This is a genomic window from Sphingomonas sp. P4_G2 (assembly GCF_056401155.1).
In genome coordinates this window covers 370,157-395,326 of record NZ_JBFUJY010000005.1, presented here as the reverse complement: position 1 = coordinate 395,326, position 25,170 = coordinate 370,157, and the positions used below count along the sequence as shown (strand labels likewise).

Sequence of the window (25,170 nt, the reverse complement as noted above, 5' to 3'; positions counted from 1 at the left end):
GGGAAGCGCGGCTCGTATGATTGTCGCTATTGCGAGTCAATGTCATTATCAATAAATGACGAAGCGCCTGATGGTGGTGCTGTCAGCGACAACGGTCACCAGTTAGCGTGGACTCGCGAACTGCTTTTGCTGGCCAATCGCCGCCGCTGAACAAAGGCAGCGGCTTATTGCGCAGCATCTCGCCATCTCGACAGCGCCGGTTGTGTGCTCGTGAGCCGACCGTAAGCACGCACCACACTTTGGGAAATCCTCTCGATGAATAATGAGAGCCGATCCGGCGCAGGTGACGCACCTTCAGAATCCTTGGATCTTGCAGCTTGGATCGCTTGAACGCATATTCTTAACCGCGAGCGGCGTGATAAGGAGCAAGCTGACGCGCGAAAGATAATGTGGGGGGCACATGACGGTAAAGCTGCACATCAATATTTCCCAGGGTGTACTAGACATCGAGGGCGACGCCGAACTCGTGCGCGAGATTTACGCCGACTTTAAAGGCCAACTCTTGGCTGGGGGTATGACTGTTGCATTGGGACGGGCTTCCCATGTTGAGGAGCCGGAAGGTACGGATGACGTTGAGGAAGGCGGTAAGCCGCGTGCGAAAGCTAAGCGGAAAGCTCCGGCACGAAAACGGACGAACAGCGATGAGACCGGTACGGGGATAAGTGCGGACGCTCCGAAACTTGATCGCGATCTCGACACGTCAAAGCTGGCGGCGTTCTATGGAAAATACGAGCCAAAGAATCACCCCGAAAAGATTTTGACGTTCCTCAGCTTCCTGACCGAGGAGTTGGGGATGGACTCACCCAATACCGATCAGGTTTACACCTGCTACGTGAAGGCGAACGTGCGTGTTCCGAAGGCCTTCGCTCAGGCATTTCGCGACACGAGTGGACGAAGCTTCGGCTATATCGATTACAAATCGGCCACCGAAATTCGAATCACCACAGCGGGAACGAATCATTTCAAATTCGACTTAAAGAAGAAGGCTGCTGAATGAACACGGCGGTCAACCGTTTCTACAATTCCATCGAAAACGCGGCGAGCCAGAGCCAGAGCGCGCTGGTCGAGCTATTCGTGTACTTCATTACCGTAGAACTAGGGCAAGATTCGACCACTCCGAAACAGATCGGGGACTGCTTCGCAGCCTGTGACCTGGTGATACCTTCGAATGTGGGCGCACGGCTGTCCGAAGGGCTTAAAGGGAAGCCGCCGAAATACATCAAGATCAACGGCGGCTATAAGCTTCAGCGGCATATGCGGGAGGCTTTGTCACGTAAACTTGGTGCGGAGAAGGTGACGGCGCAGACAAGCGCCACCCTGCGCGGCCTTGAGCACAAACTGCCGGAAGGCACTCACAAAGAGTTTCTCAAGGAGGCGATCGATTGCTTCGAGGCGGGCGCCAATCGCGCCACCATCGTGATGGTCTGGATCTTAGCAATGGACCATCTCTTCGCGCACATCCTCGTTCACAAGCTCGCTGCCTTCAACGCGGCGCTTGCGCAGAATACGGATAGAAGCGTGAAGGTAAAAGTGATCGCTCAGCGCGATGACTTCAGCGAAATGAAGGAATCTAAATTCATCGAGCTCTGCCGGACCGCGAAGATCATCAGCAATGACGTGCGAAAAATCCTCGACCAGAAGCTTGAAACGCGCAATACCAGTGCGCATCCCTCGGGGGTCACATTTAACAAGTCCAAAGTGATCGATTTCGTTGAGGATCTCGTGGACAATGTGGTTTTGAAATACTCACTATGACGCCCTCCGTTCAGAAGAGGGTTATTCAGGTCCATTAGCGCTATTAAGACGGCAGATACACATAGGGCTATCCGCCGGACATGTTTCATTCGATATTTTGCCGGCCCTTTCGTATCCTACCGCTGACGGTTAAACACGCATAATGACAAGACCCGATATACCGAATCTGCTTACGTGGCCGCGCAACCTCAGCACATCGCAGGGTGGTGGACTTTCGACCTCTCAGTACGGAGGCATGTCCACGTCACAATACGGGGGAGCATCCACCTCCCAATATGGCGGATTATCGACTTCGCAATTCGGCGGCATGTCCACATCGCAATTCGGCGGCATGTCGACTAGTCAGTACGGAGGACTGTCAACATCACAATACGGCGGCCTTTCGACTTCGCAGTATGGCGGATTGTCAACGAGCCAGTACGGCGGCCTTTCCAGTTCTCAAGGCGGGGGCATGTCAACCTCCAGCTCGAATGTCTACCGCAGCAACATACCGCCGTGGCCCCACTTTCTTCGGGAGTTGGAGTCACGAGGGTATCAACAGGCTGCAGACCTAATCCGTCGGCACCTGCCCGATCATCTCTGGCCGGAAAACTTCTTTCGCTAAGCCTACCGCCTCGGGCGCCGACGGAGCAAGAAGGTTCGCTAGGCCGACCCAGTCTCCCCGCCACATCCCGCCACATAAGGCATTAGGCAGGACGAGTAGCGGCCTGATCCATCAACCTTTGGGCTTCTAACTGCGATGCGAGTTCAACCCGTCGCCTCTCTTCGGCGCGTTCCTGCATGATCGTCAGATAGCTACGGGTCGAGAATTGAGACTCCGATTTAAGCTTCGCCAGCTTGTGCTTCTTCCGTATTTCAGCACCTAGATTGAGAGCGGCCAATCCTTTATTGGCTAGGCTCTCCGTCAAAAGCTGATCGCCACCATCGGGAGGATCGAAATAATAGGCCTGGTAGATTTCGCGGTCGACCTCCGAAAGCAACACGCGAAACCCGAAAGCCTTCTCGAACAGGCGGACACCGACTCGCTTCCAGTCTATCTCTGCCGGATACGGCGTAAGCTCTGGCATTGAGGAATGGAATTTGCCGGTCTGTTCGTCGGACGACCAAAACGTCTCGACATCGGATAGGTAAGTCTCACACTGGCGCGCGTAATCCTCCAACGCCAGCGCAAGATAGAGCGCCGAATACGGCGCTTCGTTGCGCCCCCTCCACCGTTCGCGAGCTTCGGCGAACAGTTGGGTAAGGACGGCTGCGCCAACCGATGACGACGCGATAATCGGCCAGATGCTTTCGGTAGGCATATTTCATCCCCCATCAACGGTTAGGGCTGTGTCTTGTTAGCCAACGCGCTCGCCTCATCACTCAGCCGATCGGCCTCCGCAGCCAAGTTATTGGCCACGGCGTCGGAGGTTGTACTAGTCGCCGTTGGCTGAGGATGATTGCTGAACCATATGAACAGCAACACCATAAGAACCACCGCGATCAATCCCAAGATGAGCTTGATCGCTAGACCATCCGCGGCCTCCCATTCCTCGGATGTTGCGATCTGAACTTGCGTGACCTCTTGAGCCTCCGCGGAATCAGCAGGCGGCAGCGTTTCAACTACAGACTCGCTGCCCGGCCAATGCCCAAGCCGCTCCGCGATCTCCCCTGCCCCCATCAAAACCGCGCCAGCGAGGAAGCCGGTGAGCCCGACATGAAGGACCATCATCTGGTTTTGGAGGAGGCCGAGGTTCAGCGTACCGCTGAACATGGAAACACCGTACGAGCTGTTGACCGCCGTAGGCATTAAGAACGACGCCGCTGCGCACAGTAGACCGACGACCAACAGAATACAGCCAGCTATTTTCACGCGCGCCCTCCCCGACTATCCCGCAGCGCACCTTACAAGGTGAGCTTGTATCAATCCATTGCGATTAGCTGGTTCGGATGAGGCACAGGCCGGCGTCGCTGTTGGAAATTCGTGCCTTTTTAAGCCGGCGCGAGAAAACCTCGGAAGGCCTTGAGTTACTCACTTTACGCGAGCATCGTTACTCAAAATCGAGGGATAGGAAGGCAATGAAGCGAACAACGGGCTGCCTCACAGCAATCTTGATTTTATTTGGAATCGGTTTGGCCATCCAAATTATTTCTCTCAAACGCTCTACAAGCGGTTCTTCTCTAGTTAGCGCTCAAACGGTTGAGGCACCGACCTCTCTACCTCCAAGCGGTTTTTCAGGGGTGGAATGGGGGTCGCACCCTCCGCATCATCTGAAGCTGCTTCTGCCAACAACGTCGGAGGGGCTATCTCTCTACGTACCGAAGCACAGCGCTGGGGCATTCGAGGGCATTCCAATTTCAGAGCAGGATTTTCGGTACGTTCACAACAAACTATATGGCGGTGACGATTACTTTGAAGGCGGGGTGACGGTTTGGGAGAAAGCGCTCAGTAAACTTGTGACGCTCTACGGCTTACCGACATTCCGGAATGACGATCTTCGGATTGTCCGATGGAAGTGGCAACCCGAAAAGATAGAAGTGGCACTGTCATATCAGAAGTCATCGGGACGGACGACGTTAGCCTACTCAAATAACGACATCGATTAGCAAAGGCGGGCGCTTTTGCGTCAGGGGAAATCCGTATCAGATTAAACTGTACGAGAAGGCTCGCCAAAACCCGAACGGGGTAGATCGGTCCCAGTTTATGCAGGCGCTGCGGTGACGGCCAATTGCGGACATTCATTTATGGCTTAGTGCGCGGCATGGTTAGGTCAGCGCGAGCCCAACGCCGAAACATCTTATTGATGCTCGCGCTTGCAACCGGCGGTTGTTTTCCGCTCGGCGATAACGAAGGTCCGAAAGGTGCGACGCAGGCTCAGGTAGCGGCCGCATTGTCCAGCTGCCGAGTTCCTAAGCAATATCTCATGTCCTCCGGCAGCGAACTCACCGTGAAGTTTCCCGACAAAGCCCAGAACACAGAACCGCAACGCCATTGCGTCGAAGCTTATCTGCAGAAGCAGGGAGTGTTCGTCAGTATGGCTTGGCGGGAAGGAATAGCGCGTCGGCCTTCGGAATGAGCGCAAACATGTTCGTTCGATTTGCGGCGCATTGCCGTCACTACGCGGCGCCCACAATCAACGGGGGACGACTGCGAGCAGCGCGCGACGCCAAGCCCGAGTGCCGCAAAACCGACTGCCCCATAGCGACCTCAGGTGCCAGCACCTCGTTCGCCGCTGTCACCGTGAGAGTCCCCTCACCCAGGATCGCCCCCCTCGACCATCTTTTCGATGAGCTGAATCAATCGATCGCGATCGTTCGCGCGCCAGCTTTGGAAGTGCGCTTCCATCCATTGGCGGCGAATTTCGGCTATCCTGGCCATGATTTCCTGACCCTGGGCGCTTAGCACCAGGCGGCGCGATCGGCTGTCGTCAGGGTCGGGAAGCCGAACGATCAGCCCGAGTTCCTCCAGCCTTATCACCTGTCGGCTCACGGTCGAATGATCCCGCCCGACGATATTCGCCATTTCGGCAACATTGATGTCGGGAGTCATCGCCACGCGCGCCAGCAACGGGAATAGCGCGCGGTCCAGCTTGACGCCCGCGGCTGCGAGCAGGCGCGCATCCACGTCAAGGCGGTTGATCAGGTCCGCGACCGCGATCAGCGAACGATAGAGACGATCCTGCCAGTCCATTTATATGCGTTATGCATATTTATCTTGCGACGCAATACCGGCGCCGCTAGGACAGATATATGGGAAATGCATATATCTTGGAGGCCCCATGCCGCAGGTTTTGATCGTCGGCGCGGGCATCACCGGCCTCACCCTCGCCATCGAACTTTTGCGCCGCGACATCGATGTGCGGATCGTCGATATCGCCACGGAGCATTTCTCCGGCTCGCGCGGGAAAGGCATCCAGCCGCGCTCGATCGAGCTGCTGGACATGGCGGGACTCGCCGACGAGATCATGGCGAGCGGGACTTTGTACCCGTTCATCAAGCTGCACTTCGGTCCGATCGGGATAAAGGCCTGGTCGCTGGGTACGCACCTTCCCCCGACCGAAGACCGGCCCTACCCAAATCTGATGATGGTCGCCCAATGGCGAACGGAGGAAATCCTTCGATCCAGGGTCGAGGCATTGGGCGGAAAAGTCGAGCTTGGCGCCGGGATAGAGGCACTCGCGCAGACGCCGGGCGACGTACGGGTAACGCTGACCACCGGAGAGGTCGTGACCGCGGCGTTTGCCGTCGCCTGCGACGGAGGACGCAGCACGACCCGCCGACTGCTCGGCCTGCAGCTGCTGGGTTCCACGGTGGATGCGAAGACGAGCATCGTCGCGGATCTGGAGATCGAGGGGCTCGATCCGGCGTTTTGGCACGCTTATCCGTTATGGCGGGGAGGATTGCATACATTGGCGCCGCTTCCCGGGGGCGAGCTCTTTCAGCTCCAGGCGCCTGAATCGATCGCGGCCAACGGCCTGGAGGCCGGTGTCGCCCGGATGACCGGCAAGACGGTGCGTCGCGTTGCCTGGCAATCGCGCTATGGCCACCAGACGCGGATGGTCGATCGCTATCGCGTGGGACGCGTGTTCATCGCCGGCGATGCCGCGCACATCCATCCGCCATCGGGCGCGCAGGGGCTCAACACCGGGATGCAGGATGCCTTCAATCTGGGATGGAAGCTGGTCTCGGCGATCAGGACTCGCGACGAAGGGATCCTCGACACGTATGAGGCCGAAAGGCTGCCGATCGCGGCGGCCATGCTGAAGCTTACCGGAGAGATGCATTCCACCGTCTCGAAATCCCGCGGCGATCTCACCAACCAGCTCGGCCTGAGCTATCATGGCGGTCCCCTGGCGACGGCACGGGCGTCCGGCCAGTTCAGGCCGGGCGATCGCATTCCGGATCGGCGCCTGGCGGACGGGCGGCGCCTCTATGAGGCCATGCGCCATGGTGGCGCGACGCAGATCATGAGCGCCGGCGGCGACCATGTCCTCGTGCGCCCCGACGGCTATATTGCAGAGGTGGGCGGAGTGGAGGTTGCCTCCTATCATGGGCACGATGTCGTGCACGTCCCCGCAATCGGATAGTCGCGTTGGAATTGGTGACGGAAGCCGATGCAAAATGGCGACGATAGGATTGCAACTGGCGGCGCGCCCATTTGTTGCTGCGTTCAGTGCTGACCCGCGCTCGCTCAAAGCTGGCCAGGCCCGCCATCCGCTCGCACGCTCCGCTGTCCCAGGGTCGATAGGTTTGCGCTATTGTGATGTATGCTGAGCGCCGCTGAATGCCTTGCGAAGGCCGATAGCCTGCAGCGCATAGCGCTTCTTTGTCCCACGCAGGCGCTGGGGGACGAGTATCTCAACATGGCGTTGAGGTGGCGTCAGCTCGCGGCACTGGCCGACCGGCAAGAGGCGTGGGAAGCGATCCATCCTGGAGGATAAACCTGCCCATTCATGCAACCTTCATGACGCGGGTTCGTATGACCAGGTATCGTCAGCCAATTTATCGGCAACCTGACGCTTGAGAGACAGATAATGTGCTCCCGCTATCCTAAGCGGAGAATAATCATGTTCGAGTTTCGATGGATAACGAAAGTTTTATTCGGCGCATGGTGCGCCACTCATCAAGAAGCTTTGCACGATGCGTTCAAACACGGGCAGGCTATCGTTGGCCAAATTAAGGGCGATTTAATTACGACGCAAGATTTTGCTTCGATCGAAAAACGCTAACCTGTCTTGATGGCACGAGCCCCATGACCGTGACCCGTTCCGAGTTGGGAGCAATCCGCGGCGAGCCATTGAACGCGCTCATCCGGCTCCTTGAAGAGACAAGGAACGGGACCTTCCGCCCTTCGGGTGACCCTGCTCGCTGGCGGTCTGCTTCGCCTGTCTTGAGGCCGAGCGCGGACGGTCGCGAACCACCAATCCAAGACGTAGGTACGGACTGGGGGTAATTGCGGCAACGGGTGCAACAATACCGAATTATTATTTAGGAATTTATGCGCACGTCGCCGCAAATGCCGTCACCACAAATGCTGGTGAGATCGAGGTCGTCGATCGCACCAAGTCGGATCCAATCCGGCTCGACTTCCGCTATGCATAGATGCAGTCTGAAGCAGGGGCGGAACGCCTTGCCGGCGAGCTGACGGCGCAAATCGCAGCTGTGGGAGGAACCGAAACCATGATCGCCGACGTCGTGTCCGTTCCGCGGGCGCCGATCGTTCTCAGCTTCGCCCACAACCTTTCGATAGCACTGGCCCTGTTCATCGCCGGAGCGATCGCGATATTTGTGGGGGACGCGCATGATCCGGCGCTTCATACCGTCCTCGACACAAGCGTCGCGCTGACCGGTGCGCTGGTTGCGCTGCTGTTGTGGGATATCAGCCGCCGCGTCGACCAGAGCTGGCCCTTATTGCTGGCGATTTCCTTTGCCTTCTTGTCGATCGCGGAGACGCTACACGTGATGGCTGTGCTCGGCTGGCTCGGCGGCGGGGTCGAGCTCGACGTTCGAATGCGCGCCGGAACATGGGGACCGGCTGCATATCTGCTGCCGCTCGGGGTGGGTGCCGCTCTATGGCTGCGCGATCGCCCACGCGCTTTTGCCTGGCTGTTCGCGTTGGGCTTGGTGGTGCTCGGCGGCGCATTGACCGCGTTTTTCCTTATCGTGCCGCGCTACACCGCGCCCGGTCTGCTTTGGATCACCCGGCCGACGCTCGCAGCGGTGCCCCTGTTATGGCTGGTGGTCGGTGCGGCATATTGGAAGCAGCGCGAAGAGTCCCAGATCGCTCACGCGATCGCCCTGTCCGCGACCGTGCTGCTTCTTGCTCATCTCGTCATGCTCTATTCGCGCTCGCCGAGCGACTCTATCGCGATGGTTGCTCATCTCGGCAAGGTCGTCGGCGACGTGCTGCTGCTGTTCAATCTGACGCAAATCGGTGCCGCCGATACCGTCCGGCGCCGGCTCGCGGAAGGCGAACTGCTCGCGCTCAATCGAGAATTGCGTTCCGAGCAGCAGCAAAGCCATCAATTGATCGAAACCATCTTCGAGAACAGCCCAGCTGTGATCTATGTCAAGGATCTCGAAGGCCGCTACCTCATGGTCAATCAGCGCTATGCCGAGATTTTCGGCTTCGATCGAGCGGCAATCACCGGTAAGACGGATCACGAGCTCTTCCCCAAAAAAGAAGCGGACGCCTTCCGGGCGATGGACGGGCGTGTCGCGAATGCCGCGCAGGCGCTGACCGAGGAAGAAGTGGCGCCGCAGACCGATGGACCACATCATTATATTTCGGTGAAGTCGCCGCTCAGGGATCAATCGGGCCAAGTCTATGCGATATTCGGAATCTCGACCGACGTCACCGAGCAACGTCGCGCCGAGAATGCGCTACGGGCCAGCGAGCAGCGTAACCGTTTGACCGTCGAATCGGCACTCGACGCGGTGGTGACGATCGACGGCACCGGCTTGATTACCGGCTGGAACTCTCAGGCAGAGACGATCTTCGGGTGGCAGCAATCCGAAGTGCTGGGGCATAGCGTCGATGGGATTATCATGCCCGAGCGGTTCCGCAGCGCCCACCGCGAAGGGCTCGCGCGTTATATTGCCACGGGCGAGACGAGCGTATTGAACAAGCGCATCGAGCTCGCGGCGCTTCGTCGCGGTGGCGAGGAATTTCCGATCGAGCTCTCGATCACGTCAATCGGCACCGACGACGCGCTCAGCTTCAGCGCCTTCGTCCGCGATATCACCGAGCGCAAGGTGGCCGAAACGAGACTCCAGACGCAGCGCGACCGATTGCACCTGCTCGAGCAGATCACGCGTGCGATCGGCCAGCGCCACGACGTGCAAAGCATCTTCCAGGTCGTCGTTCGAACGCTCGAGGATCGTCTTCCCGCCGACTTCGTCTGCATCTGCCGTTACGATCGCGTTGCGCATATGCTGACCGTCGCGAATGTCGGGGTCGGAAGCGAGCCGCTCGGTCGCGAACTCGGGATGATCGAGAAAGGCGAGGTTCCGATCGACAGAAACGGACTATCGCGCTGCGTCGCTGGCGAGCTGGTCTACGAGCCCGATCTGGCCGAGGTCGATTTCCCGTTTCCGGCGAGACTCGCGCGCGAAGGCCTCCGTTCGCTGGTGATCGCGCCACTCTCCATCGAGAACGAAGTGTTCGGCGTGCTCGTGGTCGCGCGCCTCAGCGCCGAGGCGTTTCTCAGTGCCGATTGCGAATTTCTCCGGCAATTGGGCGAACATGTCGCGCTTGCCGCGCACCAGACGCAGCTGCGTGACAGTCTGCAACGGGCCTATGACGACCTGAAGCAAACGCAGCAGGCGGTGTTGGAACAGGAACGGCTGCGTGCGATCGGGCAGATGGCGAGCGGGATCGCCCATGACATCAACAACGCCATTTCGCCGGTCGCTGTCTATACGCAGTCAATCATCGAACGCGAGCTCGCTCTGCCGCAGGAAGTGCGCGAGTATCTCGAGTTGGTCGGCAGGGTGACCAAGGACGTCGCCGCCACGGTCGGACGGATGCGCGATTTCTACCGGGGAGACGAGGACGTCGACCTCGCGCCGCTCGACTTGAATGAGTTGGTACCACAGGTAATTGAACTGACGCGCGCGCGATGGAGCGACATGCCCCAACAACGCGGCACGGTGATCAAGGTGTCAAGCGAGCTCGATGCGGGTCTTCCCCAAGTGATGGGAAATGCCTCCGAACTCCGGGAAGCGTTGACCAATCTTGTTTTCAACGCAGTCGACGCGATGCCCGAAGGGGGTTCGCTCACGATCAAAACGTTCGTCGAGGCCAGGACCGAAAACCGACCCAGAGTGTGCCTGGAGGTCTGCGATACTGGCCTTGGGATGGGGGAAGAAATCCGCAGTCGCTGTCTGGACCCCTTTTTCACCACCAAGGGCGAGCGCGGCACGGGCCTGGGGCTCGCCATGGTGCAAGGCGTGGCGCTGCGCCACAGGGCCGAACTCAACATCGACAGCGCACCCGGGAAAGGGACGCGTATCCTTCTGGAGTTCGATGCGGTTCGCGATACGCAGCGGCCGCGCAAATCGACCAAAGGTCCAGCCGCCAACACACCGCGGCGTATTCTGATCGTCGATGACGATCCCGCGGTCCTGACGTCGACTGTAACAGTCCTCAAGACCATGGGGCATGACGTCACCGCGGCTGACGGCGGGCAGGCCGGAATCGACACGTTACACGCCGCGCTTGCTGCCGGCGAGACGTTCGACGTGGTGATCACGGATCTCGGTATGCCTTATATCGATGGCAACCAGGTCGCGCGCTCGGCCAAGGACTTGTTCCCCGCGACGCCGGTGGTGCTGCTGACTGGTTGGGGGCGGCGTCTCGCGATGGGCGGAAAAGCGCCGGCGCATGTCGATTTTCTGCTGCCCAAACCGCTTGACCTGGGCGAGTTGCGCGAAGTGTTGGCTCGGCTCGGTTAGCGCCGTCGGGCTCTAAGGAAGCCGATGCAAAGTGGCGACGATAGGATTACAACGGGCAGTGCGCCCATTTGTTGCTGCGTTCAGTGCTGACCCCCGCTCGCTCAAAGCTGGCTAGGCCCGCCATCCGCTCACACGCTCCGCTGTCCCAGGGTCGATAGGTTTGCGCTATTGTGATGTATGCTGCGCGCCGCTGAATGCCTTGCGAAGGCCGATAGCCTGCAGCGCATAGCGCTCCTTCGTCCCACGCAGGCGTTACGGGACGACTACCTCGATATGGCGTTGCGGTGGCGCCAGCTTGCGGCACTGGCCGACCGGCAAGAGGTGTGGGACGCGATCCATCCTGGAGGATAAACCTGCCCATTCATGCAACCTTCATGACGCGGGTTCGTATGACCAGGTATCGTCAGCCAATTTATCGGCAACCTGACGCTTGAGAGACAGATAATGTGCTCCCGCTATCCTAAGCGGAGAATAATCATGTTCGAGTTTCGATGGATAACGAAAGTTTTATTCGGCGCATGGTGCGCCACTCACCAAGAAGCTTTGCACGATGCGTTCAAACACGGGCAGGCTATCGTTGGCCCAATTAAGGGCGATTTAATTACGACGCAAGATTTTGCTTCGATCGAAAAACGCTAACCTGTCTTGATGTCACAAGCCGCAGGACCGTGACCCGGAAATCCGGGCCAGTTTAAGCAGGCACGAATATGCCTTTGGGAAAACCGGCGATCGGGCGGACGAGCCTACCCGACCGGGCAGTAGCGAAACATCGCGGCGGCACCCTATCTCCCGTGTTCAGGAGATTTCCCATGACAACCACATCGCCCCTCGCCGAGCTTTCCGCCTCGATCGCCGACCTCGCCGCCGCCACCACGCCCTCGATTGTCGAGGTCCAGTCGCGCCATTCGCTGGCGAGCGGCTTCGTCTGGCGCGACGGGCTGGTGATCACGCCCGATGAGACGCTCGCCGATGAAGGATCGATCGAGATCGAGGAGTCCCACGGCACGGTGCGCAGTGCGACCCTGATCGGGCGCGACGCGGCGACCGATATTGCCCTGCTCCGGGTCGAGGGTTTGAAGGCACCGGTAGCGGCCCTGACCGACATGGCCGTCCGGCCCGGCGCGCTCGCCTTGATTGTCGCGGCGGCCGATAGCGCGCCGTTGATCGCGTTCGGCGGCATCGCCGCGGTCGGCGCGGCCTGGCAGTCGATGCGCGGCGGCACGATAGACGCCCGGATCGAGCTGGACCTGCGGCTGCGGCGTCGCGCCGAGGGCGGGCTTGCCGTTGATGGCGCCGGCAGCGCTTTCGGTATGGCCGTGCGCGGCCCGCGTGGCCGGACCTTGGTCATCCCGGCGGCGACGATCGATCGCGTCGCCCGGCAATTGCTCGACCACGGTCGGGTCCAGATCGCCTATCTCGGCGTCGGTCTCAAGGATGTCCCGCTCGACGACGGTGGCCATGGCGCCATGGTGATGACGCTCGATCGCGAGAGCCCGGCGGCGCGCGCCGGCCTGCATCAGGGAGACATCATCCTGTCCTGGGTCGGCCAGCGACTGCCGCATGTCGGCGCGCTGCTGCGGACGCTGCGGGCGACACCGATCGGCACCGAGGTCGTGCTTGGCGTTCGGCGCGGGGGCGCGCCGCTGGAGGTGACGGTGACGATCGGGGATCGGCCGGACCGGTGAGCAGTCGCGATCCCGCGGCGGGCCTGCGTCTGGCGATCCAGGTCGATGACCCGACGCTCGCCGCCCGGCTCGCCGACATCCTGGGGCGGATCCCGGAATTGCGGATCGTGGGCGCCGACGAAGCGTCGGACCTGGTCCTTAGCGCGTCCGACGCGGGCGAGCACGGGTTCGACCTGACGCCGCGCGAGCGCGACGTGATCGCGTTGCTGGCCGAAGGTCTGTCCAACAAGGCGATCGGCCAGCGGCTCGGCATCTCACCCGACACCGCCAAATTCCATGTCAGCCGGCTGATCGACAAGCTCGACGCGACGGGGCGCACGGACGCGGTGGCGCATGCGGCGCGCCGGGGGATCATCCATCTTTAGAGACCCGAGCCAGTTTAACAGGCACGTGAAAGCCCGAGCTGCGCTGGCTTCGACGGCGATGGGCGGTGAAAGATGGCTGCACAGCAGCTTTTGGGATGACAGTCCTAGCCGCGAACGGCCGCATCGAGAGCGCCTAGACGACGTTCGACGCAGAAACTTCCGGCATAAGTCTCAACCTAGTGACCCCGATCGGCGATAATCGGGCAAATAGCGGCTCGTGCGCCAGAAAGCGTCCAGCCCGAGCCGCGCCACCACGCTTTCGAAGCGCGGATCGGCGCGTACGAGGCGGGTTCCCGGCTCGAACAGCACGCGGCTGTCGCGCTGTTCCGGCGTAAATGCGTCAGCCGCGCCATAATGGTCGGCAACCAAATACCCCTTGCCGAAATATAGCGCCTCGACCACCGCGACGGCCTCATCGATGCGCCCAAGCGCAGCGAGCACCCGCACAGCTTCGGTCGCGGGGTAGATGCGCCGTTCGTGAGCCACCTGCTTTGCAGCGACTTTATCGGCCAGCGCGCTGTGGGGATCGCGGATCGCGCCGGCAATTCCCTCAAGTTCAGCGATCGTTTCGGCGTCGATGTAGCGTGGCCGTCCAATCGGCTGACGAATCATCTCCAAGGCACGGTCGACGCGGTCGCTGTAGAGGTAGATGCGCATCTGATTGGACCAGACGCGCGGCTGTGCAGGATAGAGCGAGGCAGCCTCATCGAGCGCTCGATCGAGCTCTTCAAGCAGACCTGCGCTCCAGAGCGCTTGGGTGTAATTTGCGAAGGTCTGGGGTTGGAAGGGCCGCCGCATCCGATCGTAAAGCGGAAGTGCGCTGCTCGCTTGTCCATTGAAGATTCTACACACCGCCGCGTATTCGAGCACTTCCTCCGTTGTCGGCGCGGTAGCAAGAGCGCGTTCAAGGTGGCGCTCGCGCTTGCTCCATGCACCAACCAGCGGCAGCGCCACGCCCAATGCGAGTTCGCCCAGTCCGTTGTCCGGCGCGATGTCGAGCGCATGGCGCGCCGCGGCCTCGGCATGAGCGCGCAAGCTAAGGCCGAGCGCGCGATCGCGGAAATGCGAGGCGACGGCATTCGCAAGGCCAAGCAACCCCCAACCGTCCGCGTAACGCGGCGAGAGCGCGACGACTCTGCGCATCAGGGCAATCGCCTGGTCCTGGCCGTCGTCGCCGCTGGTCTCGAGCGCGTCACGGGCGCGCGTCACAAGTGCCTCGACCTCGGGAGGCTGGGCCGGCGTCGAAGCATGCGGACGCAGCCACAGCGCGCCGGCGCCCGCCAGGCCAGCGGCACCAAGCACCGCAGCGCCCGTCACCAATGCTCGTCGAGACGTGGTGCCGGTTGAAACAACGCTTTCAACGGCCGGCACCCCATCGCCCTCACCATCGCCAGCGAGCCAGAGAGCCAATTCGGATCGAAGCGCGTAAACGCTGCTCGTACCTCCGCCGGGAATACGGTGAACGGGTAGCCGCCGTTCCTTGGCCCAGCGCAGCGCGGTCGTGCGATCGCGGTTGAGGAAGTTGCCTATCGCCTTCCAGCCGTCAAGCCGATCTTCCTGCATTAGACCTACTCCGCACGCCTCACATTTCCTCAACTTGCAACAATTTGCAACGCGACGCGGCAGAGTGGCGAGTGATTATGTCGTTTCAGGACCAACACACGAACAGGCGTTAGCCGATTCTCGGATGGGGAGTTGTGATGCTGTCACCTCCACAATACATGCAGCGGTATCGGGAAATTATAGTCTCGAGCGCTAGCGGCGCTTGGAATCCGGCGACAATTTCAGTTGATCGCTACTTGCTGAATACGCCCGCTAGACAGCAAGGCATCATGAACGAGCGCGCCAAGCTGGCGCGTAAGGTCTTGAAGGATTTATCAATCCTCAGAGCAGCCGACCCGGCGGCGGGAATATCGGTCTCGGTGGACAGCGGCTCGGGCGCGGAGCGCAGGACCTTCGCAACGTTCACGACCAACGCGACGGATCAGCTTTGGGCATTGCTGCGCTATCCGTTCGTCGGCAAGGGCTCGCCGGAGGCAGTCTCGATCGTGCTCCAGCTGGCCGCAGTCGATCTTCCGGGCAGCCCGGCGATTGTTTCGCCGGAAAACTTCCAATCGTATTGCGACACCTGGCTTGGCCTCGACTGCAACGGCCTTGTCGGAAACTATCTTCGTCACGTCTTGTACGGGGTCGCTTGGGACGACGTCAATTCGACCAACGAGATCGGGCCGGATAGCGACATTTCGATAATCTGGAATCGGTTCTCGGGCACGGAATATAAGCACGTCGGCGACGTCGATCCCGCTCAACTAATTCTGGTCGTGCTCGTCGATGAACACGGCAAAGTGAAGCCGGGCGGAAGCAGCGGCTATGGCCATATCCTGCTGTCCGGTCCCGGCGAAAGCACGTCGATAGACGGCTTGAAGAACAAGCTGGGGATCGATCAGGCCCCTGCGATTTGCACCATAGAGTCGACGCACGCGGTCCACCAGCCTGAGGGTAAGGACGGATTGTTTCGAGGATGGTCGGCCTATGCGGAGAACAGCGCGCAGGCCGGCGTGTTCCGCTTGTTACGCGGGGTGGTCGGGCCGGCCATCCCGGTTCGGATGAAAGGCATGAATTGGAGTGGATGAGTTCAACCTAAGGAGAATAAAATGGCAGATTTAACAATTCCCGGCGTGGTCAAGACCTGGACGATCGGCAGCGGCTCCGGCAACATCCGTTCATCCAACAGTTATTCGGACAACAGCGGATACACGATGTATAGCTCTCCGAATAAAGAATATCTGACGTATAAGCATCAAGATTGGGGAATTAACCTGGGGTTTGTTGGCGATTCGAATCGACGCACGGGACATTTCCGTACACCCGATAATGCCGAGCGCGACATTTTATCCGGCGAACTGGTAGCTTTCGCGGTCGGTGGCGAGGAAAAGCAGTTCCTATTCTACTCGCATCGCGACTACGGTATAAACTTGAATTGGTCGAAAACTCCGGTGTTTCAGTGGCGCTTATTTCGCGAAGACGACCAGTTGGGCGTGCCGATTCAACTTGGTTCAGTTGTTGCGATCATGAACGAAAAAGGCGACGACCCCGATCCGGATTTCTTTATCTATCACAAAAGAACCGTTGGCGGCCAGATTGGCTGGCCGAGCACCCCTGGGTTTTGGGATATTGTTTGGGATGCCGCCAAAGGAAAAGCGGGCAAATATGCCCGCGACGCGGCAAAAGCCTACTTCGCCTCTTGATGAAGCTCGTCAGTATGCGGTTCGGCAGATACTTATGGCGTCGGAAGCCGAGCGGGTTGCGATGACGGTTTGCCAGGTATCGGGAGAGTTCCGGGGCGCGGCACGGCTGGCGTCCCGGAACCGGCGACCTGGGCGATACTGATGCTTGGAGACCCGTGCCGGTTTAAACGGGCACGAGAAAGCTTCATCTTCACCTGGAATAGCAGCCGTCGACCCGATTGCGGACATCTGCCCTTTGCTCCAAACCCGCCGGATGAAGATAGCCGCTCTGCTCTCCGCGCTGTTCGCGCTTCTGGTCTGCGCATCTCCAACGTTCGCCCAAACGAGCGCGGTTTCGTCGCCCGAAGATCGTCAGCGTTTCGTGAGCGTCGTGCAGAATCTCGAACGCGCTCCGCTGGATCCAGGCCTGCAGAGTGATCGGAGATGGGCGATTCAGTGGCTGACGGATGCGCCGGATGTGTCGGTAGCCGTTTGTGCGGACCCGATCGGAGGCGTCTCCGAAAAGGGCTATGTGCATAATCCGGAAATCGTCGTTCAGTACATGCTCGGCATGGCCGCTTTCGTCATCGAGAATCCGAGCAAGTCGAATGATCCGGACGCACTGCAATTGGCGGGGGTAGAGAGCGCGCTAAATGCCTATCGATCGATGCGCGTCGCTCAGCCGAACGACAGATCGCCGAAGCTCGATGAACTGTTGGGCATGAAAAGCCGCGGCGAACTACCCGGCTTTGTGCGCAAAGCATTTCTGCGCTGCTTAGCGAAAAAGCGCTAGGCAGATACGGGACAGTTTAAACGGGCACGAAAAGCTCCCCATTGAGGCAACGCAAACCAAGTCTTGTCTGAGCCCAGACCATTAGCCCCATTCTGGTAGCGTTTGTGATCGACGGCGTCGGCGGACGGTGGCAATTTATCGCCTCCATAAGGAGGGGCCTATGCGTATCGTATTTGGTATCGCTTTACTCTGCGTAGCGACGCCGTCATTTGCTGGCACATATCACTGGGCGAACGGGAAGTCCCCGCAAGCTGCTTGCGGCGAAGCAAACGCCGCCGCCAAGAAGCGAGCAAAAAGGATTCACACCTGCGTCACAACCAAATGCATTCCGGGCACCGAGACTGTTTCAGTCGGCGGCCCACTGGGGTTCCGGGGCTACGCAGTCAGCGCTAACCATCGTGGCAGCTGCTAACTGACTTCTTGGCAATCCAGCGACAAGTTGGGTACAGGGTAGCGAACCATCCCCTCTACACTTCGGTGCTGGTCGGGAGATTCGTGCCAGTTTAAACCGATACGAAAAAGCCCGCCGCGCCATCAGGCGTTGCGGGCTCTTTCGGTCCTGCGGAAAGGGTTGGTGGAGCCGAGGGGGATCGAACCCCTGACCTCTGCAATGCCATTGCAGCGCTCTCCCAGCTGAGCTACGGCCCCACACTTTCCGGGAAGGAAGGCGCCCCTAACCGGACGGCGCCCCTTTGACAAGCGGGCGTTAGCCCGCTTGCCTTAAAAAATTGCGTCGATCAGTTCTCGTCTTCGTTGCCGCCGGTCTCGACACCGAGATCGTCGTCACCGCCCAGATCGACTTCATCGTCGGCCGAAGGCTCGCCTTCGTCTTCGATGCCGATCTCCAGATCGTCACCCTCGAGATCCGAATCGTCCTTTTCGGGCTTCTCGGCCTTGACCACCTCGAACGGCAGCGGCTGCTTCGACTTCAGGATCGGCTCGGGCGCCCAGGCGGTGTTGCAATTGATGCAGGTCACCGGGTCGTCCTTGCCGAGATCGTAAAAGCGCGTTGCGCATTTCGGACACGTACGCTTCGTGCCCCATTCCGGCTTAACCATGCCGATTTGTACCTTTCGATTTAATGCAAATTTCGGGGATCGACCCCTAAAGTGGCGCGCGCCTTGCCATAGCGCAAGGTGGCTGTCAAAGCCCGCGACCGATGTCGCATGCTGCTCCCAAACCTCTCCTGATCGAATCGTCCGCCGGCCTGACCGGCCGCGTCACCGTGCCTGGCGACAAGTCGATCAGCCATCGTTCGCTGATGTTGTCCAGCCTGGCGGTCGGCGAAAGCCGGATCGAAGGGCTGCTGGAAGGCGAGGACGTGCTGGCGACCGCCGCCGCGATGCGCGCGATGGGCGCTACCATAGAACGCAGCGACGACGGGATCTGGCGCGTCTGGGGTGTCGGGGTCGGCGGATTGCTGCAGCCGGCGGGCGCGCTCGACATGGGCAATTCGGGAACGTCGACGCGGCTGCTCGCCGGGTTGGTCGCGAGCCATGCGATCACCGCGACGTTCATCGGCGATGCCTCGCTCAGCAAGCGGCCGATGGGCCGGGTGATCGATCCGCTGTGGCTGATGGGGGCGGAGTTCACGTCGAGCCCAGGCGGCCGCTTGCCGATGATGGTGCGCGGCATCTGCCCGGCAGTGCCGATCGACTATACGCTCCCGGTCGCCTCGGCCCAGGTCAAGTCGGCGGTGATCCTGGCAGGGCTCAATACGCCGGGGATCACGCGGGTGATCGAGCCGGTGCCGACGCGCGACCATAGCGAGCGGATGCTGGCCGGGTTCGGCGCCAATCTGACGGTCGAGGCGAGCAACAGGGGGCGCGTGATCTCGGTCCATGGCGAGGCCGAATTGAAGCCGCAGCAGATCGTCGTGCCGGGCGATCCCAGCTCGGCGGCGTTCTGGGCAGTGGCCGCGTCGATCGTGCCCGGCAGCGAAGTGACGATCGCCAATGTCGGGCTGAACCCGACGCGTGCGGGCATCTTCACCGCGCTCCGGATGATGGGCGCCGACATCACCGAGGTCGATGCGCGGACCGTCGGCGGCGAGCCGGTCGCCGATCTGATCGTGCGCCACGCCGCGCTGACGGCGATCGACGTGCCGCCCGATCTCGCGCCGAGCATGATCGACGAATATCCGGTGCTGTTCGTCGCCGCGGCTTTGGCCGAGGGGCGCACCGTCGCGCGGGGCGCGCACGAATTGCGGGTCAAGGAATCGGACCGGATCGCGGCGATGGCGGCGGCGCTCCAGGCCTGTGGCGTCAGCGTCGAAGAGTTCGAGGACGGCCTCGCCATCACTGGTAGCGGCGGCGAGCCGATCCCCGGCGGCGCGACGATCGCCTCTTTGCTCGATCATCGCATCGCGATGGCGATGACGGTGGCGGGGCTGGTCGCGCGGCGGCCGATCACGATCGACGACGTCGCCCCGGTCGCCACGAGCTATCCGGTGTTCTTCGAGACGCTGGAGCAACTGGCGGGCCGGGCATGAGCCGCATGATCGGCCGCCGCGAATTGCTCGCCGGCGGCCTCGCGCTCGGTGCCAGCCTCGCCCTCCCCCGCTTGCTATTCGCGCGCAAGGCGGACGGCTATCCGGCGCCCGATCTCGAGAAGATGGTCCCGGTCGAGGGCGGGCGCGTCTATGTCCGCGTCAACGGCAGACTGAACGGCGCCAAGCCGCCGATCGTCATGCTGCATGGCGGCCCGGGCGGCGATCATGAGCATTTCATGCCGGCGGTCGCTTTGGCCGACGAGCGCGCGGTGATCCTCTACGACCAGCTCGATAGCGGGCAGTCGGACCGGCCCAACGATCCAAAGAATTGGCGCGTCGAACGCTTCGTCGATGAGATCGAGCTGGTTCGGAAAGCGCTCGGCGTCGATCGCTGGCATCTGCTCGGGCATAGCTGGGGCGGCACGCTCGCGCTCGAATATGGCGCTCGGCGGCCGGCGGCGTTGCGCGGGCTGGCGATGGCCAGTCCCCTCGTGTCGACGAAGAGCTGGATCGCCGACGCCAATGCCTTGCGCGCGACCTTGCCGGCGACGGTGCAAGCGCAGATCGCGAGTTGCGACACCGGGCCCAGCCGGGGTTGCGATGATGGCGTCAACGCCTTTTACCGCGCGTTCAACGGCCGCGAGCCGGCCAAGCCCGCGGCGATCGCTTATGCCGGCGCGCATCCCAATGGCTTCAATCCCAAGCTCTACAATGCGATGTGGGGGCCGAGCGAATTCGCCTGCACCGGCAGCCTCAAGGATTATGACGGCGAGCCGTTGCTGGCCAGGCTCGATGGGCGGCGCACGATCTTCCTGGGCGGGCAATATGATGAAGCGCGCCCGACCACTTTGGCGGGGTTTGCCGCGCGCGTGCCGGGCGCCGAATATGGCACCATCCCCGGATCGGCGCATGGTATCTTCGCTGATCGGACGCTGGAAACGGTCGCATTGATCCGCGGCTGGCTGGCGCGACAGGACGCACGGGCCTAGAGGGTCGCGATGGAGTTTAGCGTATGATCATCGCCGTGGACGGTCCCGCCGCCAGCGGCAAGGGCACCGTCGCCCGCGCCCTGGCAAAACATTATCGCCTGCCGCACCTCGATACCGGCCTGCTGTACCGCGCGGTCGCCGAGAATGTGCATCGCCTCGACCTCGATCCGACCAAGGAGGCCGATGCCGTTGCGGCGAGCAATTTCGACGACAGCCTGCTCGACGACCCCGTGTTGCGCAGCGACGAAGCGGGGCAGCGTGCCTCGATCGTCTCGGCGCACCCGCTGATCCGGGCGGCGTTGCTGCAGCGCCAGCGCAAGTTCGCGCAGCAAGAAGGCGGCGCGGTGCTTGATGGGCGCGACATCGGCACGGTGATCGCACCCGACGCCGACGCTAAATTGTTCGTCAAGGCGACGCCGCAGATCCGCGCGCGGCGGCGGCATGCCGAACTGAGAGAGCGCGGCAGCACGCTCAGCTTCGACAAGGTGCTGGCCGATATCCGCGTGCGCGATCAGCGCGACATGGGGCGCGACGCCGCCCCGCTGGTGATGGCGGCCGACGCCGGCATCCTCGACACCAGTTTCCTGTCGATCGAAGCCGCGGTGAAGCGCGCGATCGAGCTGGTCGAGCGGCAGTTGCGGCTGAAGGCGGCGAACGGGTAGCGTCGGTCTAAATCCTCCCCGTTTACGGGGAGGGGGACCGCTCGCGTAGCGAGTGGTGGAGGGGGTCCTCCTCATCTACATCGCTTGGGGCTCGCCCCCTCCACCAAGCCGCTGCGCGTCTTGGTCCCCCTCCCCGTGAACGGGGAGGAATAAACATATAAAGATTTCTTTATATCCCGCTTGACCCGACTCGTTCGGCGCAGGATAAGGCGTGTGTCGAGGTTCTTCGGACGGGTTCACCCGCGTCGAAGCTAAGACGGGAAGCCGGTGCGGTCCTTCGGGGTCAAGGCCGGCGCTGCCCCCGCAACTGTAAGCGGCGAGCGGCGGTCGATGAGTGTCACTGGGGGCGTCCAATCCCCTGGGAAGGCCGGACCGGCGTGTTGACCCGTGAGCCAGGAGACCTGCCTCCGACGCGATAACGTCCACCGGCGGGGTGTCCGGGCTGGCCGCTTGCATTCGCGGTCGGCCCCGTGTCGCCCGTGCGTGCTCGTGTCTGGTCTCTGCCTCCGCCTTTCATCGGGGTATGAAGACCATGACCGTCACAGTTGCCACACTCGGATTCCCGCGCATCGGGCCGCGCCGCGAACTCAAATTCGCGCTCGAATCCTTCTGGTCGGGCCAGTCGTCCGAGGCCGACCTGCTCGAAGCCGCCGCCGGGCTGCGCACCGCCGCCTGGGCACGGCAGCGGGCACTCGGCGCCGACTGGCTGCCGTCGAACGATTTCTCGCTCTACGACCATGTCCTCGACACCAGCCTGATGCTGGGCGCGATCCCCGATCGCTATGGCAAGACGGCGGGCGATTCCGACCTCGCTACCTATTTCGCGATGGCACGCGGGACGACGGGCGAGGACGCTAGTTGCGGCCATGGGCACGGCAGCCTGACCGCGTGCGAGATGACCAAATGGTTCGACACCAACTACCATTATATGGTCCCCGAGCTGGTCGCCGGACAGAAACTCGCGCTGAGCTCGGCCAAGATCGTCGACGATTACCGTGAGGCCAAGGCGCAAGGGTTCGAGACGCGTCCCGTCCTGCTCGGACCGATCACCTGGCTGAGCCTCGCCAAGGGTCGCGGGGTCGATCCGTTCGACTATCTCGACGAGGTGCTGGGGCTCTATTCGGCCGTGCTGACGCAGCTGGGTCAGGCGGGCGCCAAGTGGGTGCAGATCGACGAGCCGGTGCTCGTGCTCGACCTGACCGAACGTCAGCGCAACGCGATCACCCGCGCTTACGCCAAGCTGCCGCGCGCCGGCGTGAAGCTGATGCTCGCGACCTATTTCGGCGGGCTCGAGGACAATCTCGACCTCGCGATCCATTTGCCGGTCGCCGGGCTGCACATCGACCTCGTCCGCGCACCGCAACAGCTCGACGCGGTACTGGCCAAGGCGCCCAAGTCGCTATTGCTCTCGCTCGGTGTGATCGACGGGCGCAACGTGTGGCGCGCCGATCTCGCCGCGTTGCTCGACCGGCTCGAGCCGATCGCCGCGAAGCGCGACATCGTCCTCGCTCCGTCCTGCTCGCTGCTCCACACGCCGGTCGACCTCGCGCTCGAACGCAAGATCGATCCGGAAATCGCGCAATGGCTGGCCTTCGCGGTGCAGAAGGTCGGCGAACTCGCGACGCTGAAGCGTGCGCTCAATGAAGGCCGCGACAGCGTTGCCGACGATCTGGCGGCATCGAGCGCTGCGGCGGCGGCGCGCAAGACTTCGCCGCGGATCCACAATGCAGGGGTGGCCGAGCGGCTGGCGGCGATCACGCCGGGCGATCGCGCGCGACAATCCCCCTACCCAGTCCGCGGCGCGGCACAGGCGGAGGCGCTCGACCTGCCGGCTTTCCCGACCACCACGATCGGATCGTTCCCGCAGACCGCCGAAGTGCGCCGCGCGCGCGCCGATCACAATCGCGGGACGCTCGACGATACGGCGTACGAACAATTCCTCCGCGAAGAGACCGAGCGCGCGATCCGCTGGCAGGAGGAAGCCGGGCTCGACATGCTCGTTCACGGCGAGTTCGAGCGCAACGACATGGTGCAATATTTCGGCGAGCAATTGTCGGGCTTCGCCTTCACCGTCAGCGGCTGGGTCCAGTCCTATGGCTCGCGTTGCGTGCGGCCGCCGATCCTGTTCGGCGACGTGTCGCGGCCCAAGCCGATGACGGTCGACTGGTGGCGCTATGCCCAGAGCCTGACGGACAGGCCGATGAAGGGTATGCTGACCGGTCCGGTGACGATCCTCAACTGGTCGTTCGTCCGCGACGATCAGCCGCGCGAGGCATCGTGCCGCCAGATCGCACTGGCGATCCGTGACGAGGTTGTCGACCTGGAGAAAGCCGGCGCCAAGGCGATCCAGATCGACGAAGCGGCGCTACGCGAGGGTCTGCCGCTGCGCCGGCGCGACTGGCAGCCTTATCTGGATTGGGCAGTCGATTGCTTCCGGCTGTCCGCCGCCGGGGTCGCCGACGCGACGCAGATCCACACGCACATGTGCTATTCGGAGTTCAACGACATCCTGCCGTCGATCGGTGCGATGGACACCGATGTGATCTCGATCGAGACCGCGCGGTCGCAGATGGAATTGCTCGAAGGCTTTGCGCGCTATCGCTATCCGAGCGCGATCGGGCCGGGCGTCTATGACATCCACGCCCCGCGCGTGCCGACGGTCGAGGAAATGGTCGCGCTGATGCGACTGGCCCAGGATCACCTCCGTCCCGAGCAATTGTGGGTGAACCCCGATTGCGGGCTGAAGACGCGCAAATGGGAGGAAGTGAAGCCGGCGATCGATGCGATGGTCGCGGCCGCCCGCGAGCTCCGCGTCCGGGTGGTGGAACCGGCCTGATGTCGGGTGTCGTCCGCCTCATCGACATGGTGTTCCCGGGCGACACCAACCATCATGGCACATTGTTTGGCGGGGTGGCGCTCGCGCACATGGACAAGGTGGCGTTCCTCGCCGCCTCGCGCCATGGCCGGGCGCCCTTCGTCACTGCCGCTTCGGAACGGATCGACTTCACCGCGCCGGCGCTGAAGGGCGAATTGATCGAGGCGACGGGGCGCGTCGTCCGGGCGGGAACGCGGTCGGTCGATGTCGAGATCGAGCTGACCGCCGAGGAGCTGTTAAGCGGCGCCCGGCGGCTCTGCACGCGCGGGCTGTTCACCCTGGTCGCGGTCAAAGGCCCCGACACGCAGCTGCCGCTGCCGCCGCTCGACAGCGCGGCGGAACCCGAGGATGGCCGGCTGCACATGGTCGACATGGTGTTTCCGCCGCAGACCAATCATTACGGCACCTTGTTCGGTGGCGACGCGCTGAGGATGCTGGGCAAGGCCGCCTTCATCGCCTCGACCCGCCATGCCCGGGCAGTGATGGTGATGGCGGCATCCGATCGCATCGACTTCCGCTCGCCGGTGCGCGAAGGCGAGATGGTCGAGCTGATCGCGCGGGTGATGATGAGCGGAACGAGCTCGGTTCGCGTTGGCGTCGAATTATGGGCGGAAAACCTGTTGAACGCCGATCGCCGCCGCGCCGCGACCGCCGAGTTCGTGATGGTGGCGGTCGACCGTGCCGGACGCCCTGCGCCGATCGGCTGATACGCTTGCCTCCGCGCTCTGAAATCGCTATGAGCCCGCCCGTCCGGCGAGCAGGTTCTCGCGGAGGAAGGCGCGGAGGTACCCTCTGGCGCCCTTTTCGCATTTTAGCGTTGAGCCCATCCTCCGCAGCGTCTGCCCAGCGGATGCCGCGTCGGCGTTCGGCCGCCGCGGCGTTTTGGCCAAGAC

At 61.9% G+C, this 25,170-nt stretch carries 21 protein-coding genes, 1 tRNA gene and 1 riboswitch; of the genes, 16 read left to right on the top strand and 6 right to left on the bottom strand.

The features are described 5' to 3' along the window. Positions 1–400 precede the first annotated feature (400 nt). Both AC1DRD_RS16450 and AC1DRD_RS16445 read left to right on the top strand, forming a co-directional pair. On the top strand, positions 401–997 hold the full coding sequence (locus tag AC1DRD_RS16450) for a hypothetical protein (protein ID WP_478042169.1): 597 nt from the start codon (positions 401–403) through the stop codon (positions 995–997). Then, positions 994–1,755, top strand: coding sequence for a hypothetical protein (locus AC1DRD_RS16445; RefSeq protein ID WP_478042168.1), 762 nt, complete (start codon positions 994–996; stop codon positions 1,753–1,755). Before AC1DRD_RS16450 ends, AC1DRD_RS16445 begins: the two co-directional genes overlap by 4 nt. 686 nt (positions 1,756–2,441) lie before the next feature. Here the strand turns inward: AC1DRD_RS16445 and AC1DRD_RS16440 are convergent. Together AC1DRD_RS16440 and AC1DRD_RS16435 are read right to left on the bottom strand one after the other, a co-directional pair. Beyond that, on the bottom strand, positions 2,442–3,056 hold the full coding sequence (locus tag AC1DRD_RS16440) for a hypothetical protein (protein WP_478042167.1): 615 nt from the start codon (positions 3,054–3,056) through the stop codon (positions 2,442–2,444). A 20-nt stretch (positions 3,057–3,076) separates the two neighbouring features. Further along, on the bottom strand, positions 3,077–3,607 hold the full coding sequence (locus tag AC1DRD_RS16435) for a hypothetical protein (protein ID WP_478042166.1): 531 nt from the start codon (positions 3,605–3,607) through the stop codon (positions 3,077–3,079). Between the two features lie 101 nt (positions 3,608–3,708). On the opposite strand from AC1DRD_RS16435, the gene AC1DRD_RS16430 reads away from it, so the two are divergent. Beyond that, positions 3,709–4,341 carry a hypothetical protein gene (locus AC1DRD_RS16430; RefSeq protein ID WP_478042165.1) on the top strand — a complete coding sequence of 211 codons (633 nt, stop codon included), beginning with the start codon at positions 3,709–3,711 and terminating at the stop codon, positions 4,339–4,341. 197 nt (positions 4,342–4,538) lie between these two features. Beyond that, positions 4,539–4,811 carry a hypothetical protein gene (locus AC1DRD_RS16425; RefSeq protein WP_478042164.1) on the top strand — a complete coding sequence of 91 codons (273 nt, stop codon included), beginning with the start codon at positions 4,539–4,541 and terminating at the stop codon, positions 4,809–4,811. Positions 4,812–4,987: 176 nt separating this feature from the next. Here the strand turns inward: AC1DRD_RS16425 and AC1DRD_RS16420 are convergent, their stop codons facing one another. After that, positions 4,988–5,425, bottom strand: a complete 438-nt coding sequence (locus AC1DRD_RS16420) for a MarR family winged helix-turn-helix transcriptional regulator (RefSeq protein ID WP_478042163.1) — start codon at positions 5,423–5,425, stop codon at positions 4,988–4,990. Between the two features lie 88 nt (positions 5,426–5,513). Between AC1DRD_RS16420 and AC1DRD_RS16415 the strand changes: the two genes are divergently transcribed. The 4 genes from AC1DRD_RS16415 (at position 5,514) to AC1DRD_RS16400 (ending at position 13,240) form a co-directional block, all read left to right on the top strand. After that, entirely contained in the window at positions 5,514–6,821 is a 1,308-nt protein-coding gene (locus tag AC1DRD_RS16415; RefSeq protein ID WP_478042162.1) for an FAD-dependent monooxygenase, read from the top strand. A gap of 1,093 nt (positions 6,822–7,914) precedes the next feature. Beyond that, entirely contained in the window at positions 7,915–11,190 is a 3,276-nt protein-coding gene (locus AC1DRD_RS16410) for a PAS domain S-box protein (RefSeq protein WP_478042161.1), read from the top strand. Between the two features lie 809 nt (positions 11,191–11,999). Further along, entirely contained in the window at positions 12,000–12,875 is an 876-nt protein-coding gene (locus AC1DRD_RS16405) for a S1C family serine protease (RefSeq protein WP_478042160.1), read from the top strand. Then, complete coding sequence (locus AC1DRD_RS16400) at positions 12,872–13,240, top strand: response regulator transcription factor (protein WP_478042159.1); 369 nt, start codon at positions 12,872–12,874, stop codon at positions 13,238–13,240. Before AC1DRD_RS16405 ends, AC1DRD_RS16400 begins: the two co-directional genes overlap by 4 nt. Positions 13,241–13,411: 171 nt before the next feature. On the opposite strand, the gene AC1DRD_RS16395 is transcribed toward AC1DRD_RS16400, so the two are convergent. After that, a complete protein-coding gene (locus tag AC1DRD_RS16395; RefSeq protein WP_478042158.1) occupies positions 13,412–14,803 on the bottom strand; it encodes a tetratricopeptide repeat protein in 1,392 nt (463 codons plus the stop codon). A gap of 269 nt (positions 14,804–15,072) precedes the next feature. Here AC1DRD_RS16395 and AC1DRD_RS16390 point away from each other — a divergent pair, with 269 nt between their 5' ends. The 3 genes from AC1DRD_RS16390 to AC1DRD_RS16380 all read left to right on the top strand — a co-directional run bounded on the left by AC1DRD_RS16390 (position 15,073) and on the right by AC1DRD_RS16380 (position 17,260). Continuing rightward, positions 15,073–15,873: a hypothetical protein gene (locus tag AC1DRD_RS16390; protein WP_478042157.1), complete on the top strand. Its 801-nt coding sequence runs from the start codon at positions 15,073–15,075 to the stop codon at positions 15,871–15,873. Positions 15,874–15,894: 21 nt separating this feature from the next. After that, a complete protein-coding gene (locus AC1DRD_RS16385; RefSeq protein ID WP_478042156.1) occupies positions 15,895–16,488 on the top strand; it encodes a hypothetical protein in 594 nt (197 codons plus the stop codon). A 145-nt stretch (positions 16,489–16,633) separates the two neighbouring features. Beyond that, on the top strand, positions 16,634–17,260 hold the full coding sequence (locus AC1DRD_RS16380) for a hypothetical protein (protein WP_478042155.1): 627 nt from the start codon (positions 16,634–16,636) through the stop codon (positions 17,258–17,260). Between the two features lie 572 nt (positions 17,261–17,832). Here AC1DRD_RS16380 and AC1DRD_RS16375 read toward each other — a convergent pair. Continuing rightward, a tRNA-Ala gene (locus tag AC1DRD_RS16375) sits at positions 17,833–17,908 on the bottom strand. A gap of 89 nt (positions 17,909–17,997) precedes the next feature. Then, entirely contained in the window at positions 17,998–18,318 is a 321-nt protein-coding gene (locus AC1DRD_RS16370; RefSeq protein WP_066817326.1) for a TIGR02300 family protein, read from the bottom strand. Positions 18,319–18,419: 101 nt separating this feature from the next. Here AC1DRD_RS16370 and aroA point away from each other — a divergent pair, with 101 nt between their 5' ends. The 5 genes from aroA to AC1DRD_RS16345 all read left to right on the top strand — a co-directional run bounded on the left by aroA (position 18,420) and on the right by AC1DRD_RS16345 (position 24,984). Further along, complete coding sequence (gene aroA, locus AC1DRD_RS16365) at positions 18,420–19,751, top strand: 3-phosphoshikimate 1-carboxyvinyltransferase (protein WP_478042154.1); 1,332 nt, start codon at positions 18,420–18,422, stop codon at positions 19,749–19,751. Further along, the gene (locus tag AC1DRD_RS16360) at positions 19,748–20,740 is read left to right on the top strand and encodes a proline iminopeptidase-family hydrolase (protein ID WP_478042153.1); all 993 of its coding nucleotides are present in this window, start codon (positions 19,748–19,750) and stop codon (positions 20,738–20,740) included. The genes aroA and AC1DRD_RS16360 overlap by 4 nt, the downstream gene beginning before the upstream one ends. 23 nt (positions 20,741–20,763) lie before the next feature. Further along, positions 20,764–21,402 carry a (d)CMP kinase gene (gene cmk, locus AC1DRD_RS16355; protein WP_478042152.1) on the top strand — a complete coding sequence of 213 codons (639 nt, stop codon included), beginning with the start codon at positions 20,764–20,766 and terminating at the stop codon, positions 21,400–21,402. 203 nt (positions 21,403–21,605) lie between these two features. Further along, a riboswitch (cobalamin riboswitch) is annotated at positions 21,606–21,825 on the top strand. A gap of 109 nt (positions 21,826–21,934) precedes the next feature. Continuing rightward, positions 21,935–24,238: a 5-methyltetrahydropteroyltriglutamate--homocysteine S-methyltransferase gene (metE, locus tag AC1DRD_RS16350; RefSeq protein ID WP_478042151.1), complete on the top strand. Its 2,304-nt coding sequence runs from the start codon at positions 21,935–21,937 to the stop codon at positions 24,236–24,238. Then, complete coding sequence (locus AC1DRD_RS16345; RefSeq protein ID WP_478042150.1) at positions 24,238–24,984, top strand: acyl-CoA thioesterase; 747 nt, start codon at positions 24,238–24,240, stop codon at positions 24,982–24,984. Before metE ends, AC1DRD_RS16345 begins: the two co-directional genes overlap by 1 nt. Positions 24,985–25,170 lie beyond the last annotated feature (186 nt).